Source organism: Geminicoccus flavidas, assembly GCF_009806515.1.
Classification (GTDB): domain Bacteria; phylum Pseudomonadota; class Alphaproteobacteria; order Geminicoccales; family Geminicoccaceae; genus Geminicoccus; species Geminicoccus flavidus.
Genome location: NZ_WUJP01000219.1, coordinates 1 through 14,021, shown reverse-complemented (window position 1 = coordinate 14,021; position 14,021 = coordinate 1). Strand labels below are relative to the sequence as shown.

16 protein-coding genes are annotated in these 14,021 nt (G+C 65.4%); 9 read left to right on the top strand and 7 right to left on the bottom strand.

What is annotated here, in order from left to right; all coding sequences use genetic code 11:
• Nucleotides 1–129: 129 nt before the first annotated feature.
• From EQG76_RS06240 to EQG76_RS06210, 7 genes are all read right to left on the bottom strand, one after another.
• Nucleotides 130–756, bottom strand: a complete 627-nt coding sequence (locus EQG76_RS06240; protein WP_159711595.1) for a hypothetical protein — start codon at nucleotides 754–756, stop codon at nucleotides 130–132.
• The gene (locus tag EQG76_RS06235) at nucleotides 753–1,589 is read right to left on the bottom strand and encodes a UvrB/UvrC motif-containing protein (protein WP_159711593.1); all 837 of its coding nucleotides are present in this window, start codon (nucleotides 1,587–1,589) and stop codon (nucleotides 753–755) included. The genes EQG76_RS06240 and EQG76_RS06235 overlap by 4 nt, the downstream gene beginning before the upstream one ends.
• An 8-nt stretch (nucleotides 1,590–1,597) precedes the next feature.
• On the bottom strand, nucleotides 1,598–2,698 hold the full coding sequence (locus EQG76_RS06230) for an ATP-dependent DNA helicase (protein ID WP_159711591.1): 1,101 nt from the start codon (nucleotides 2,696–2,698) through the stop codon (nucleotides 1,598–1,600).
• 42 nt (nucleotides 2,699–2,740) lie between these two features.
• Entirely contained in the window at nucleotides 2,741–2,968 is a 228-nt protein-coding gene (locus EQG76_RS06225) for a helix-turn-helix transcriptional regulator (protein WP_159711589.1), read from the bottom strand.
• The gene (locus EQG76_RS06220) at nucleotides 2,968–4,077 is read right to left on the bottom strand and encodes a hypothetical protein (protein WP_159711587.1); all 1,110 of its coding nucleotides are present in this window, start codon (nucleotides 4,075–4,077) and stop codon (nucleotides 2,968–2,970) included. Before EQG76_RS06220 ends, EQG76_RS06225 begins: the two co-directional genes overlap by 1 nt.
• A 95-nt stretch (nucleotides 4,078–4,172) precedes the next feature.
• Nucleotides 4,173–5,498 (bottom strand): AAA family ATPase, encoded by a 1,326-nt coding sequence (locus tag EQG76_RS06215; protein WP_159711585.1) that lies wholly within the window; start codon nucleotides 5,496–5,498, stop codon nucleotides 4,173–4,175.
• Between the two features lie 14 nt (nucleotides 5,499–5,512).
• Nucleotides 5,513–6,358 (bottom strand): PD-(D/E)XK nuclease-like domain-containing protein, encoded by an 846-nt coding sequence (locus EQG76_RS06210; protein WP_159711583.1) that lies wholly within the window; start codon nucleotides 6,356–6,358, stop codon nucleotides 5,513–5,515.
• 199 nt (nucleotides 6,359–6,557) lie between these two features.
• Here EQG76_RS06210 and EQG76_RS06205 point away from each other — a divergent pair, with 199 nt between their 5' ends.
• From EQG76_RS06205 to EQG76_RS06165, 9 genes are all read left to right on the top strand, one after another.
• Complete coding sequence (locus EQG76_RS06205; protein WP_159711581.1) at nucleotides 6,558–6,851, top strand: helix-turn-helix domain-containing protein; 294 nt, start codon at nucleotides 6,558–6,560, stop codon at nucleotides 6,849–6,851.
• Nucleotides 6,852–6,855: 4 nt separating this feature from the next.
• Entirely contained in the window at nucleotides 6,856–8,577 is a 1,722-nt protein-coding gene (locus EQG76_RS06200) for a DEAD/DEAH box helicase (RefSeq protein ID WP_159711579.1), read from the top strand.
• A 39-nt stretch (nucleotides 8,578–8,616) separates the two neighbouring features.
• On the top strand, nucleotides 8,617–8,925 hold the full coding sequence (locus EQG76_RS06195; RefSeq protein ID WP_159711577.1) for a hypothetical protein: 309 nt from the start codon (nucleotides 8,617–8,619) through the stop codon (nucleotides 8,923–8,925).
• 6 nt (nucleotides 8,926–8,931) lie between these two features.
• The gene (locus tag EQG76_RS06190; RefSeq protein WP_200840596.1) at nucleotides 8,932–9,282 is read left to right on the top strand and encodes a hypothetical protein; all 351 of its coding nucleotides are present in this window, start codon (nucleotides 8,932–8,934) and stop codon (nucleotides 9,280–9,282) included.
• Entirely contained in the window at nucleotides 9,279–9,488 is a 210-nt protein-coding gene (locus tag EQG76_RS06185; RefSeq protein ID WP_159711575.1) for a hypothetical protein, read from the top strand. The genes EQG76_RS06190 and EQG76_RS06185 overlap by 4 nt, the downstream gene beginning before the upstream one ends.
• A complete protein-coding gene (locus tag EQG76_RS06180) occupies nucleotides 9,475–9,924 on the top strand; it encodes a hypothetical protein (RefSeq protein ID WP_159711573.1) in 450 nt (149 codons plus the stop codon). Before EQG76_RS06185 ends, EQG76_RS06180 begins: the two co-directional genes overlap by 14 nt.
• A 226-nt stretch (nucleotides 9,925–10,150) precedes the next feature.
• Nucleotides 10,151–12,967, top strand: a complete 2,817-nt coding sequence (locus tag EQG76_RS06175) for a toprim domain-containing protein (RefSeq protein ID WP_159711571.1) — start codon at nucleotides 10,151–10,153, stop codon at nucleotides 12,965–12,967.
• A 93-nt stretch (nucleotides 12,968–13,060) separates the two neighbouring features.
• Nucleotides 13,061–13,354, top strand: coding sequence for a hypothetical protein (locus EQG76_RS06170; protein WP_159711569.1), 294 nt, complete (start codon nucleotides 13,061–13,063; stop codon nucleotides 13,352–13,354).
• A 127-nt stretch (nucleotides 13,355–13,481) separates the two neighbouring features.
• On the top strand, nucleotides 13,482–13,835 hold the full coding sequence (locus tag EQG76_RS06165; RefSeq protein ID WP_159711567.1) for a hypothetical protein: 354 nt from the start codon (nucleotides 13,482–13,484) through the stop codon (nucleotides 13,833–13,835).
• Nucleotides 13,836–14,021 lie beyond the last annotated feature (186 nt).

Below are 14,021 nucleotides of genomic sequence, written 5' to 3'. Positions count from 1 at the left end.
CGACGCGGCCCTCCCAGCGGCCCAGCACGGCGATGTGGCCCACGGTCAGCAGGAGGACCTTGGCTCCACGGTCTGGGGGAATCGAGTAGTTCCAGCCGATCTCGCCGGCAGGCGCGGTGATATGGGTCTTCATGCGGCCTCCTGTGCCGGCGGTTGTTGAAGGGCATCCAGGCGGTGGTAGGCGTCCCACATGCGCAGGCTGGCCAGACGGGCGATGTCCACGGCGGCGGCCGGGCTGATCGGCTTGGCGTCCCGGTTGGGCGTGGCGCGCCGCAGGCAGGTCACCGTCATGAATTCGCCGGCCCGACGCAGGTAGCCGTGCTTGTCGAGCAGCAGGATGCCGCTGTTCTGGTTCGGCAGGGCGTCCAGCAGCTCCGGCGTCCAGATTTCCTTGGGCAGCGCGTAGTAGTGCTTCCAGACCTTGTCGGGCCAGTCCTTCGGCGTGCTCTTGTAGCGACTGCGCCGCTCCCTGCTGAACAAGGTGAGGTCGTTCGACAGCCAGCTATGGCGCATCTCTGTCACGGTCGGCCAGTAGCCGATGAAGTCACGGCGCCACCACTTCTCCTTCTTGGCGTCGGCCTTCAGGTCGGCCCGGCTGATCTTGATCTCGACGTCGATGAGCCGGAGGTTCTCGGTCACGGCGAGCAGGTCGCACTCGTGGCCGGTCCAGTTGCAGTTGGGCACGACGCACAGGTACTTGCGGTTGAAGAACTGCAGGGCCAGCGCGCGGCCAATGCTGGTTTCCGACCACTTCATGCGGCCACCTTCAGGGGGGCCACACGGGCGAGCACATCGCGCAGCACGGCGGCCTGCTCGAAGCGCTCGGCGCGAACGGCCCGCTCCTTCAGATCCCCCAGGCGCTTGGCGACGCGCTGCTGGCTGAACCAGCGCCCGCGCAGCTCGCCAATGTCCTCGCGGTGGAACAGTTCGAAGGCGGCGATGTTGCGCACGGTGCCGCACGGCAGCAGCACCCACCACATGTTGTTGATGTGGTGCCAGGTCTGGCCGCGCTGCCAGCGGCCGTCGAAGTGCCGGAAGAAGACGATGTCGCCGTCGCGCAAGCGCTTCTTCGCGCCGGACGTGGCGTTATAGAGCTCGGGCGCGCGGTCATACATGCGGCCACGGTGGAAGGCGTCCAGCTCGTCGCGCTCGGCCTTCAGGAGGGCGTAGCCCTTGAGCTTCACGTCCAGCTTCAGCGTGCCGCCCAGGCTCTCGATCAGCGCGGCGATCGCGCGGCGCGCGGCCTCGTACTGCTTGCCCACCAGGTAGGGCATCTTCTGGCGCTTGCCGAAGTCGTAGTAGCCGCCGTTGCGGTTCTCGACGACGAGGTTCTGGAAGAACTCGATCTTGCACGAGCGGCCGCTGGCCTCGGTCTTCACCTCCAGCGCGCCCTGGCGGCCGTAGTGGTGGTACTTGGCCAGGATTTTGTAGTGCTTCGTGTAATAGGGATCGCGTCCCATGCCGAAGTCGCGCCGGTTCAGCACCTCGAGCACGCGGTCGCGGAACGCGGCCACGCCGAGGTCATTGGGGTCGTTCCACCAGCCGATGATGGTGGTGTCGTGTTCTTTGAATTCAGGCAGGTGTTCCATGTCTTCCCTCAGATGATTGTGGTCACGCGCTCTGCGGCGCGGGTGATTGCGGTGTAAATCCAGCGGCGCGCGTTCTCGCGAAACGCCGCGCTCTCGTCGAAAACCATGACGTCGTCCCACTGGCTGCCCTGGCTCTTGTGCGTGGTGATCGCGTAGCCGAAGTCGAATTCTTCGGTGTACATGCGGTCGCGCCAGTGCAGCGCTTCCTCGGTGCCGACGAAGAAGTTCTGGTAGACGTTCACGTCGATCGGGCTGTCGAGCATGGGGTCGTCGTCCGACAGGACGGCCATCTCCATGATGCCGCGCTCGTCCGGCTGGCCGGCCCGCTTGACCGTCCACATGCCGCCGTTGAGCAATTGCTTGTCGCGCTTGTTCTTCAGGCAGATCAGCCGGTCGTTGCGCTGCGGCAGGTGGCTCGTGAAACCCTTCAGCTCGCGGATCCGGCCGTTGAAGCCGCGCCGCGTGCGATTGAGGCCCACCAGCACCTGATCGGCCGCCAGCACCTGCTCGGCGTCGATGTCGCGGCGCGTGCAGACGCGGCTCTCGCCGTACTCGCCCAGGCGCAGGCCCCGTCCCTCGCGCACGTCGATCGACAGGCGAATGATGGGGTTGTCGGCGGCCTGGCGGTGGATGTCGGTCAGCATCACGTCGGGCTCGCCCTGGGTGAAGAAGCCCGAGCCCTTCACCGGCGGGAGCTGCGCGGGGTCGCCCAGCACCAAGATGCGCGTGCCGAACGACAGCAGGTCGCGCGCCAGTTCTTCGTCGACCATCGAGCACTCGTCGATGATCACCAGCTTGGCGTTGCGGACGTTGCTGTCCTCGTTGAGCACGAAGGCTGGCTGGCCGTTCACGTGCTCGTCGAACTTGTAGATCATGCTGTGGATGGTCGAGGCGCCGACGCATCCCTTGCGGCGCATCACCAGGCAGGCCTTGCCGGTATAGGCGCCGAACAGAACGGTGCCCTTCACCCCTGCCGCCAGCTCGATCGCCAACGTGGTCTTACCCGTGCCGGCGTAGCCGAACAGCTTGAATACTTGCTTCCCTTTCTGGTCCTTCAGCCATGCGCGCACGGCTTGAAGGGCGCGATCTTGCTGCGCGCTCCATTCCATAGTTGTTCCTCGAAGAACGGGGCCGGCCGGCCCCGCTGTTGATCAGGCGGCCTTGTAGTTCGACGTGGACTGGAAGACGCTGTTGCGGTCCCATTCTTCCAGCAGGTCGATCGGATAGAAAATCTTGCCACCGCGACGCACGTACTTCGGTCCCTTGCCCTGGCTACGCCAGTTGTCGAGGGTCCGCTTGGAGATCCGCCCGTTGTAGCGCTCCACGACTTCCTGCGTGGAAAGCTCACGCACGCGGGTGGTGGTGTCGTCGGCGGTCATCAGAACACATCCTTTTCTTCAGGAGTCGCGGCCGGGGACTGGCTCGTTTCCGGGACGCTCGCCGCCTGCTCTACGGCTGCTTCTTTGGGTTCTTCTTCCTCCGGCTTGCTCACTTTTTGCGCGGGCTTGCTGTCGGTTTGCGCTGCTTGTTGCGCGGCGGCGGCATTTCCCGCTGTATGTACAGGCTTTTCGGCCTTCTTGGCCGTTACCGGCTTGTCTGCCGATTTCGCGGCCTGTTGCTTGTTGACCACAGCCTTGGCGGCAGCCGTCTCGCTGTCGTCGACGACCTCGGCTTCACCGTCGAGCTTGAAGTAGTCGCTGGCCTTCGCGCCCTCGCGCAGGGCGTTGTAGATGCCCATCAGGTCGCCGAGCTCGTCGACGGTGGTGTCGTCCACCGGGTGCCCGAGGTAGGCGACCAGGTGCTTGTCGTTCACGCCGTACTTGGCAAAGGCCGCCGCCATCTTGATCAGGCGTTCGCGCAGCGGGGTCTCGCCGCCGCCGGCAATGGTGCGCTTGCAGACGTCCTGGCCGATGGCGACCATGTGCTTGGGCAGCAGCGCCAGGATGCGGCCGCGCATCTGCTTGCTGGCGACGTTGGCGATCCGGTTGTCGATGTCGGTCTGGTCGGTGAGCTTCTTCGGGCCGTGGCTGGTATCGCGGACGTGGACGACCGTGACCTGGCGCTTGCTGTAGTTGTTGTTCTGCATGTCCCAGGCGAACACCTCGACCTCGCTGCGCCCGTATTCATGGGGGCCGGGGCCGGCCGGGACGCGGCTGAGTTCGCGGTGTCCGTACTGGAAATTGCCGTAGCAGCGAGCGGCTTCCTCGGCGAAGCGGATGCTGGGGCCGCTGCCACGGTTGGGCACGCTGTAGAACGCAGTCGCAGCGAATTCCGGGCTGTTGCAGGTGTCGGTGAACTCGGCGATCGCCGCCGTCATGCTGCGCGGGAACTTCTTCGCCAGGGTGAGCTGGCCTTGCGCCTCGGCGATCGCGCGGTCGGATTCGATCGCCACCGCGCCGACGTTGCGGCCATCATGGGCAGCAAGGCGAGCGAAGGGGCTGTGCGCGACCGGGGCGCCGTGGTCGATGGTGGCGGGCAGGTTATCCATGAGTTCTCCGGAATGATTTGGTGAATGAAGTATAGGTTGGGTGAGAACCGCCATTGTACTGGAATGGCGGGAAGAATAGGTAACGGCAGGGAATTCTAGGGATTGATCGTGAGTTCCGTGTCACCGACCTTGGCAACAAAGAGCTGCAGGCCGCTGGCCTCGATCTGCTCGCGGAATTCCTCGTAGGCCTCGCTGTCGAGCAGCTCGATGCCGTCCACGACGCACACCTTCAGGTCGCCGGCGCGCAGCTTGGCGATCTCGACGGCGATCTTGACCTGGCCGGCCGTGTTGATGCGGTCCAGCGGGATGCCGTCGCGGAAAATCTCGCCGTCACGCACCTCCAGGCCCGGGATCGGCAGGTCGGCCAGCAGCTCGGACTTGTAGGCGTTGATGCGCGCCAGGGCCTCGGTATGGCCCTCGGCTTCCTCGATCAGCTCGGACAGCTCGTCCTTCATGGTGGCGATGAAGTCGAGCGCCTGCTGGCGCTTGGCGGCGACGTCGCGGTTGGTGCGGATGGCCGACAGCGCTTGCGCGAGCGGCCCGGCAGTCATCTGGAACTTGTCCTTGGTCTTGTCGGTCTGCGTCTGCGCGAGGCCCTCGACGCGCGCGAGCTCGGCGTCCTCGGCCGCCAGGTCCGACGCCAGCTTCTCCTTGATCTTGTCGATTTCGGCCTGGGCGGCGTCCCGCAGGGCCTGCTTCTTGTCGGCCGTCGTTTTGCGGATGCCGTCGATCTTGGTACGGATCCGCTCCAGCTCGGCATCGCGGGCAGCGCGCGCCGTATCGAGCTGGCTGGTCAGCGAATCCTCGTCGCCGTCGACGCCGCCCGGCGCGTCCGGCACGGTCTGGCTGAACTGCGCGATCGAGCCTTCCTTCTCCTTGATGGCCCGGTTCGCGCCGGTGCGCATGTCGTAGACGGTCTTGTGCACGGCATCGATCGCCAGCATGGCGTGCATGCCCCTGGGCAGGTCTCCCACCGCCACGCCGGACACCTCAGCCAGACGCGCCGGGTCCACCTCCAGCGGCAGGCTCTCCAGCAGCGCCTTCACGCGCTCGGCGGGCTTGGCGCGCAGGAAGTCCACCGGGTTGACCGACAGCATGTCGGACAGCGCCTTGATCGACTCCACGGCCTTGGGCTGCTTCTTGCCGTCGCGCAGCAGGTCCGTGGTCGAGCCCGAGGCCGAGACGCGCCGGCGGATGCTGGTCTGCTCGTCGTCGAGCACCAGGACGATCTCGCCCTTTTCCTCGCCCTTGCGCAGCAGCGTGGCGTCATGGCCGCCCTTGATCGCTTCCTTGATGGACTCGATGACCGAGGTTTTGCCCTCGCCATTCTTGCCGACGATTTCGTTGAACCCGGTGGCCGGGTCGAATTCGAGATCCTTGATGCCGAGGATATTGGAGATTTTGACGTGTTGGATTTTCATGGTCTTTGGTCGGCTCAATAGCCGTCGTTGCGGTTGTACCAGTAGGGGAGGTCAAGCGGGGTTGCGTCGAAAGCGTGGTCCGGCCAGTGGCCCTCGTTGCGGCACTGCGCGATCAGCAGCAGGTCGCGGCGCGCACGCGCACGGCCCGGCGCCCGGTCGATGTCGCGGAACAGATGCAGGCCCATCGCGAACGGCTCGTCTTTCTCGATGGCCAGGAAGAACCAGTGCTTCGGACGCTCGCCGTAGAGGTCCTCGAAGATCGGCTCGTAATGGCCGACCTGCACGTCGTAGCGATGCTCAGCCACCGACTTGGCGAACTTGCGCGGGCTGGCGCTCTCGGCCGTCTTCACGTCGAGGATGTATTCGCCGCCGTCCGACAGGAAGTCGGTGCGACACTTGATGAGCAGCCCGGTTTCCTTGTCCACCGTGTAGAAGGACTGCTCGGCCTTACCGTTGCGCAGCATGGGGCCGACCACCGGGTGCGCGTGCACCACGTCGCGGATACGCAACACTTTCGCGTAGTCGTCGACCTTCAGGATGATCTTGCCGGCGTGTTCTTCCTCGAACTGCGCCCAGGCGAACTTGTTGGCCGTCGAGCGGCGGTCGTGGTCCAGGCCCTTGATGACGTGCTCGTGGAAGCGATCAGGCTCCAGGATGGCCGTGTGCACGGCGTCACCGAAGATCAGCGCCGGCGTGTTTTCCTCCGGCTCGCGCTCCGGGTTCAGGTACTGGTGCCAGTAGTGGCGCGGCGTGCGGTCGAGTTCGGGCGCGATCCAGTCCAGGTGCGACTTCGATATGCCTGGGCCCGAGTGATATTCCTCGTTCGTGCATTCGACCAAGCCATGTGGCTCAATTTCCATCGTTTTCCTCTGGTGGGTGGGTCAAGATGGATGAATTGTGCCTATTTTTTGAGTAAACATCAATCGGTGTGCACGGTTATTCACGATCTTTATTGTAACCGCACAAAAATTCACAAGTAAGCACTACACCGGATTTGCACGTTTACTCTTTTTCGGTCAAAATGCAGGCTCATCCATTCAATCAAGCCATCAGGCACTCATGAATAGCCACGACCCTAAAGCACTTCCCAATGACCGGACCGACCCGGCCGACGACCAGCGCTTCGACGCAGTGTTCAAGCAAACGCTGGCCGACCTCGAGGCGCGCGCGAAGGCCGTGGGCATGACCTGGAACTCGCTGTGCAAGGAAGCTGGCATTGCGCGCGCCACGCCGGACCGCTGGCGCGCGAACTCGCCCAAGACGGTCGAGCTGGTCACCAAGATGCAGACCATCGTCGCCGAGGCCGAGGCCAACGGCGCAACCCACCAGGCCGCCCGCACGCGCCGGGTGTAAGCACGTGTCCAACATCGTCCTGCGTGACTACCAGCAGAAGGCGGTCGGCGAGATCCGCATCGCCTTCCGCGACCACGGCGTGGTCCTGTTCGTGCTCCCGACCGGTGGCGGGAAAACGTACACTTTCTGCTACATCGGTGACGCTGCCGCCCTGAAGGGCCGGCGCGTGATGATCATCGTGCACCGCAAGGAACTGCTGAAGCAGGCGTCCAAGTCGCTGTCCAAGCTGGGCATCGACCACGGGCTGATCGCCCCCTGGGCCAGCCCCAAGCCGCGCGCCATGGTGCAGGTCGCCAGCGTCGATTCGCTGAATTCGAAACGCGGCCGCGCCATGCTGGCGTCAGGGGTGATCCGGGCCGACCTGCTGATCTTCGACGAAGGCCACCACGTCCAGGCCGACAACAAGTGGGGCGCCGTCTGGTCGGCCATGGGCGAGCCCAAGACCCTGCTGGTCACGGCGTCACCCGGCCGGCCGGACTTCCGAGGCATGGGCAAGGGCCATGGCGGCATCGCCGATGTCGTGGTCGAGGGCCCGAGCGTGCCCGAGCTGATCGAGCGCGGCGCGCTGATCAAGCCGCGCGTGTTCGGCAGCACCGAGCTGCCCGACATCGAGGGCGTGAAGCTCAACGCCGAGGGCGACCTTGACGCCAAGGAACTCGCGCACCGCGTGGACAAGCCGCACCTGATCGGCAACGCCGTGAAGGAATACACCGAGGTCTGCCCGGGCACGCGCGCCGTGGCGTTCTGCGTGAACGTCAAACACGCCATCCACGTGCGCGACGCCTTCAACGCGGCCGGCTACCGATTCAAGCTGCTGGTCGGCGACAAGGACATGGTGTCCGAGGCCGAGCGCACGCAGATCGTGGACGAGCTCGATCGCGGCGAGATCGACGGCATCTGCACGGTGGACCTGGTGTCCGAGGGCTTCGACTGCCCGGGCCTGGTCACGTGCATCATGCTGCGACCGACCCATTCCGAGATCGTGTTCCTCCAGCAGGCCGGCCGCGTCATGCGACCCGATGAGGGCAAGGTCGAGGCATTCCTGCTGGATCACGCCGGCAACGTCGGCCGCTGGGTCGACGGCGAGTTCAAGGTCAAGCACGGCTTCCCCAGCGTGGCGCGCGACTGGAGCCAGTGTCTGGTGGGTCGCAAGAAGAAGCCGCGCGGCAGCAAGAAGGAAGCCGAGCCGCTCGCCTATCCCGGCATGACGCAGTGCAAGAAGTGCAAGACCATCTTCGACGTGCTGGAGCTGAAGGAGCAGGGCAAGCCCGACGACAAGTGCCCGACCTGCGGCGAGCCGATCCCCCTGGAGCAGCAGGCCGCCCAGCGCATGCCCAAGGTCGTCGAGGGCCGCCTAGGCGAGCTGGATCCGGAGATCGTCGCCCAGCAGAAGAAAGAGGCCTACCGCGAGCAGGGCAAGGCGCAGACCGTCGAGGAACTGCGCCGCAACCTCGGCTACTCGCGCGGCCGCGCCAACCACGTGCTCCAGGCCCGCAAGGAAAAGGAAGCCCTGGTCGACGGCCTGCTCACCGACCTGCGCGCCTGGCGCGACCAGACCGGGCAGAACATCGCCGACGTGTTCGGCGTGGCCACCTTCGAGGTGAAGGCCATGAAGCCCAAGCAATTGCGGGAGCTGCGCACCCGGCTGGACGACCATCTGGCCGTCTGGCGCGCCGTCACCGGCGACACCACGCCCGCGCTCGCGCAGGCAACCATCGATTTCTAACCGCCCCGACCGGGCATCATCACACCAAGGGAAGGCATTATGGCCATGACCAAGAAGTACGACCTCGCAGTAAAGACCGGCACCTACCAGAAGGATGGCGAGACCAAGAACCGCTACGAGAACATCGGCGCCGTGTTCCAGGGCGACGACGGCCCGTTCATCGTCATGAAGCGCTCGTTCAATCCGGCCGGCGTGCCGTTCAAGGAAGGCAGCGACAGCATCATGGTGTCGTGCTTCGCGCCCAAGGACAGCAACGGCGGCAATGGCGGCGGCCAGCGCCAGGCGGCACCGGCGCAGCGCCAGGCCCCGGCCCAGCGTAGCGACATGGACGACGATATTCCTTTTTGATCAATTATGAGCAATCCCGCCTCCCATGAGGCGGACGGCACCCTGCCGTCTGCCACCGCCATCCTTGGGCGCGCCGCGCAGCACCAGCGCGAGCGTGCCAAGGCCTACGATCAACCCGGCGGCGAGCGCAGCGCCGGCCGCATCGCGGCAGCCTTCAACGCCATCACCGGACGCACTGGCGAGCGCGCCATCAGCGAGGCCGAGGCGTGGCTGTTCCTGCAAGTGCTCAAGCAGGTCCGGCTGTTTTCCGCGCCCGGCTACCACGCGGATTCGGCTGAGGACAACGTCTCCTACGGCTCGCTACTTGCTGAGGCGAAGGCCCGCGAGGCCATCGACCAACTTTCCAGGGGGACATGATGAACAACGGCAGCGTGAACGATCTGATCTCCGCCAACGACGGCGAGTGGCTGCGCTGGAACGGCAGCCGGATCAACCCGCTGCCGCCCGGCACGCTCGTCAAGGTCCGCTTTCCAGACCTCGGCGAGTTCGGTCCCTGGCCAGCGCAGACGCTGCTCTGGGACATGATCGACGAATACAAGGTGGTCCCGAATGGGCGCACGTGAGAACCCGCAGCAGCGGGAATGCTGGCTGGAAATTGGTAAGCAGGGCGGCAAGGCTTTCCGCCTGAACTCGGGCAAGGCCTGGGCGGGCAAAGGCCAGCGCCAGCCCGACGGGTCGGTGATTATCCCCTACCCGCAGCACATCACCGTAGGCTTCGGCTACGTGGACAACACGGCGGTGTCAGGGCCCGGCGACCTGTTCGGCTGGCTGCCGGTGGTCATCACGCCGGAGATGGTCGGCAAGACTGTCGCGGTCGCGCTAAGCGCCGAGGCCAAGCGCCTCGTCGGCGGCGTGGTCAGCAAGGACCAGCGCGACTGGATCGAGCTGGTAGATGGCGACGGCGGTATCGCTGGCGTCGTGCGCACAGCCAGTGACGTGCGTGGCCTCATCCACGGCTGGTTTACAAAAATGATGAAACCGACTGCGCCGAAACTCTGATTTCGACGCTATCATTCACGCCTAGTCACGATATTACGTAACAACTCGCGTCCTCGTCTTTCATTTTCCGAGTTACACACGGTTATGGGCTCAGGCGGCGGTTAGCTCCCGTCGCCGAAAAGCGGTTCCTGCGGCCGCCTGCCCACCTTTTTTACACGCGGACTACCCCGGCAGGAGGGAAGCAATATGCTGAACAACACCCGTGCCGTCTCCAACCGGAGCCGGTATGCTGCATGAGACAGAAGTAATCGCCCAGTTCGTTGACGCCATGGCGTCGAACGGCATTCACGTCCAGCCCAGCGACATCATCGCCGACGGTCTCTTTCACCGCGTGCACGTCGCCGGCGACAAGAAGGGCTCCCGCAACGCCTGGTACAAGCTGGTCATCGACGGCCACCCGGCCGGCATGTTCGGCGACAACAAGCGCCTGGGCTACCTCACCAAGATCCGCTGGACCGCCAAGGGTGTCGTGCAAATGACGCCCGAGGAACGCATCGCCATGCGCAAGAAGATGCGCGAGGCCCGCGAGGCCAAAGATGCGGCCGACCGCGAGAAGGAGGCGAAGGCTGCCGCGCGCGCCGTCAAGATTTGGGAAGCGGCGACGCCTGCCGTCGAGCACCCATATCTGGAGCGCAAGGGCATCCAGGCCCATGGCGCGCGCATCGCCCCGTGGAAGTCGGTCAACGCCGACGGCGAGTTCTACACCGTCACCGAGAACGCGCTGGTCCTGCAATTGCGCGACCTCGACAAGAATGTCTGGTCCCTGCAGGCGATCTTCCCCGAGCAGGTCGAGATCGGCGGCGTGCTGCGCGACAAGACCTACCTGTACGGCGGCCGCAAGATCGGCGTGTTCTACACCATCGGCAAGCCGGTCGCGAACACCGTCCTGTTCTGCGAGGGCTTCGCCACCGGCGCCAGCCTGCACGAGGCCACCGGCCACGCCGTGGTGGTGTGCTTCGACACCAGCAACATCGCGCCGGTCGCCCGCATCTTCCGCAAGAAGTTCTCCGACTTCACCCTGGTGTTCTGCGCCGACAACGACCGCTGGACCACCCGGCCCGTCGAGAACCCCGGCGTGCACTACGCGCGCGCGGCGGCCAAGGAAGTGAACGGCCGCGTGGCGATCCCGGAATTCGTGGACATCGGCGGCGAGCCGACCGACTTCAACGACCTGCACGAGCTGGAGGGCTTGCCAGCCGTCAAGGCGATCATCGACGCCGTCCTCAACGACGAGCCCAGCTCCGACGACACCCCTCCCTGGGAAGCCGACGACGCCTACGAGCCGCCGGCCGAGGCCAGCCAGGATTCGGCGCCCGCACCGGCACCCGCAGCCCCCCCAGAGGATCGCGGCCCGGCCGTGCAGGCCTACGACACCGGCGGGCACTTCGTCATGCTCGGCTACGACCACGAGCGCTACTACTTCTTCCAGCACGAGAAGAAACAGGTCCTGGTCTACACCAAGGGCGACTTCACCGTGTCGGGCCTGATCGCCCTGGCGCCGCTGAACTGGTGGGAGATGGAGTTCCCCAAGAAGGGCGGCGGCGTCGACCGCGACATTGCCATGGACTGGCTCATGCGCGGCTGCAACCGCGCCGGCATCTACGACCCGTCCCGCCTGCGCGGGCGTGGCGCTTGGCCGGACGCCGGCCGCGTCGTGTTCCACCACGGCAGCTACCTGTCGGTCGACGGCGTCACCACCAGCATCACACACATCAAGTCGCGCTACGTCTACGAGCTCAGCTTCCCGCTGCCCGAGCCGGCCGCCGACGAGCTCACCGACAGCGAAGGCCAGCACCTGCTGGAGGTGGCCAAGATGTTCCGCTGGTCGAAGGCGGGCAGCTCCGCGCTGCTGGCCGGCTGGGTGGCGCTGGCGCCGCTGTGCGGGGCACTGCGCTGGCGTCCGCACATCTGGATCACCGGCGGCGCCGGATCCGGCAAATCGACCGTGCTGGAGCGCTACGTGCACCCGCTGATGAACGGCATCGAAATCTACGCGCAGGGCAACTCGACAGAGGCCGGCATCCGCCAGACCCTGAAGTCCGACGCCCTGCCGGTGCTGTTCGATGAGAGCGAATCGAATGAGGAAAAGGACGCGCTGCGCGTGCAGAACATCCTGGCGCTGATCCGCCAGGCGTCCTCCGAATCCCACGCTCGCACCCTCAAGGGCTCGGCCGGCGGCGACGCGATCTCCTTCCACATCCGCTCGATGTTCTGCCTGGCGTCCATCCAGGTGGCGATCAAGCAGCAGGCCGACGTCGAGCGCATGACCAAGCTGTCGATGAAGGCCAAGCGCGAGGACACCAACTTCGCCGAGACCTGGGAGAAGATCGACGCCGCCCTCTACGCGATCGGCCGCGACGAGACCCTGCCGGCGCGCCTGTTCCGTCGGGCCCTGGCCCTGCTGCCTATCACGCTCAAGAACATCGACACCTTCACCAAGGCGGCCGCGCTCAAGTTCGGCAGCCAGCGCGACGGCGACCAGTACGGCACCATGCTGGCCGGCGCGTGGTCGCTCACCAGCCGCGAGCTGGTCACGCCCGAGCAGGCGGCCAACATGATCGACGAGTACGACTGGTCCGAGCACCTGGAGGGCGCCGACGAGGATGAGGCCTCGCATGCCCTGGCGGCGCTGCTCGAGGCGCACGTCAGGCTCAAGGGCGGCGACACCCTGTCGGTCTGGGAACTGGTGCGCGTGGCTGTGAACAAGTCTGTGGAAGGCGCGGGAAATCTCACGTCGGCGGAGGCCGATGCGGTGCTCCAGCGCTACGGGCTGCGCGTGAAGGACGGCCGCCTGCTGATCTCGAACCGCTCGGAGAAGCCCAAGGCCCTCGTGCACGGCACCAAGTACGAGGCCGATCTGCGCGGCGTGCTGCTGCGCGTGCCCGGCGCCACGCGGCACGACAACAAGTCGGAGCGCATCGGCGGCACGACGTCCAAGGTTATCAGCCTGCCGCTGTCGTTCGTCGACGATGAACCGCCGCCGCAGCCGGCCGGCGTGGCGCCGCGCCGTGTCCTGCTCGATGATGATGAGCCGCCGTTCTGATCTGTCGCTGTTACAAAAAAGTTCTCTGGAATTCACGCAAAGTCACGGGAAAGGCGTATAGTTCACTCCATTGCATCAAATTTGATTAAACGAGTGATCGATATGCCTCCCGTCCAACGCTACCAGCTCAAAGCCATCCAGCAACTGCGCACGCTGAATAGCCGTGCCCAGCGGATGCTTAACCCGACCTCCCAGCCGGGCCGCGCCACGGCCGCGATCTTCGCGGTCGGCACGGCCGGGGCCAAGCAGGCGGCGCAGCGCGCCGACGGCCAGTGGTTCTACCGGGTCAAGCAGAAGGTGTGGCGCCGCTGGCTGCCCTGCGAAGGCCGCCCCGACCACGCATGGTATGACCCGCGCGCCGGCCGCGCCCGACTTCCGGAAAACTGACATGCTCAAAGACTTGCTGTTCAACCTGCGCGCCAACGCGCCGTACCTGATCGTTCTTCTGGCCGTCCTCGGCTACTTCATCGGCTGGTAAGCCAGCCCGCAACAACCAATAAGCACGGAGACAACCATGCACCCGTTCGTCAACCTGAACACCGCCCTCGCCGGCCGCCTCGAACTGCCCGCCGCCGAACGCAAGAACCTCGCCCCGAAGGTGGCGATCGGCTCGCAATGGAAGCCGCGCGAGCGCGAGGTCCTGGACCACCGTGGCGGCGTCTACCTGGGCAAGAACCCGGCGATCGACCGCGACGCCATGAACGTGCAGGCCGCCATTCTGCGCCCGTCGCTGTGCGAGTACACGCCCAGGCACCCGAAGCGCCGACCGCGCAAGTGGGTCGAGGCAGGCTGGTGGATGCTCGGCGGCGCGCTGCTCACCGCTCTGGTCGTGCTGTGCTGCGCCATGGCGGCCGTGCCGACCTTCTAACAACCCCGCCCCGGTTCGCCGGGGCAGCACTGAGGAAAGCCATGTGCAAGGAAATCGAACTCGCCCGGAAACACGCCCAGCGCGGGCATAGCTTTTCTTTCACCCGCCAATTGATTGGCATATCCAACACGAAGCTCCGCCGCCTACTGAAAATGCCTGAAGCCGCCGATATCCAGTTTGTGAATG

What these genes read in the sequence shown, in the direction of transcription:
- EQG76_RS06165 (WP_159711567.1), top strand. Translation starts at nt 13,482, where the DNA reads ATGCACCCGTTCGTCAACCTGAACACCGCCCTCGCCGGCCGCCTCGAA.
- EQG76_RS06230 (WP_159711591.1), bottom strand. Translation starts at nt 2,698, where the DNA reads ATGGAATGGAGCGCGCAGCAAGATCGCGCCCTTCAAGCCGTGCGCGCA.
- EQG76_RS06190 (WP_200840596.1), top strand. Translation starts at nt 8,932, where the DNA reads ATGAGCAATCCCGCCTCCCATGAGGCGGACGGCACCCTGCCGTCTGCC.
- EQG76_RS06180 (WP_159711573.1), top strand. Translation starts at nt 9,475, where the DNA reads ATGGGCGCACGTGAGAACCCGCAGCAGCGGGAATGCTGGCTGGAAATT.
- EQG76_RS06220 (WP_159711587.1), bottom strand. Translation starts at nt 4,077, where the DNA reads ATGGATAACCTGCCCGCCACCATCGACCACGGCGCCCCGGTCGCGCAC.
- EQG76_RS06240 (WP_159711595.1), bottom strand. Translation starts at nt 756, where the DNA reads ATGAAGTGGTCGGAAACCAGCATTGGCCGCGCGCTGGCCCTGCAGTTC.
- EQG76_RS06215 (WP_159711585.1), bottom strand. Translation starts at nt 5,498, where the DNA reads ATGAAAATCCAACACGTCAAAATCTCCAATATCCTCGGCATCAAGGAT.
- EQG76_RS06195 (WP_159711577.1), top strand. Translation starts at nt 8,617, where the DNA reads ATGGCCATGACCAAGAAGTACGACCTCGCAGTAAAGACCGGCACCTAC.
- EQG76_RS06235 (WP_159711593.1), bottom strand. Translation starts at nt 1,589, where the DNA reads ATGGAACACCTGCCTGAATTCAAAGAACACGACACCACCATCATCGGC.
- EQG76_RS06210 (WP_159711583.1), bottom strand. Translation starts at nt 6,358, where the DNA reads ATGGAAATTGAGCCACATGGCTTGGTCGAATGCACGAACGAGGAATAT.
- EQG76_RS06225 (WP_159711589.1), bottom strand. Translation starts at nt 2,968, where the DNA reads ATGACCGCCGACGACACCACCACCCGCGTGCGTGAGCTTTCCACGCAG.
- EQG76_RS06205 (WP_159711581.1), top strand. Translation starts at nt 6,558, where the DNA reads ATGAATAGCCACGACCCTAAAGCACTTCCCAATGACCGGACCGACCCG.
- EQG76_RS06175 (WP_159711571.1), top strand. Translation starts at nt 10,151, where the DNA reads ATGCTGCATGAGACAGAAGTAATCGCCCAGTTCGTTGACGCCATGGCG.
- EQG76_RS06185 (WP_159711575.1), top strand. Translation starts at nt 9,279, where the DNA reads ATGATGAACAACGGCAGCGTGAACGATCTGATCTCCGCCAACGACGGC.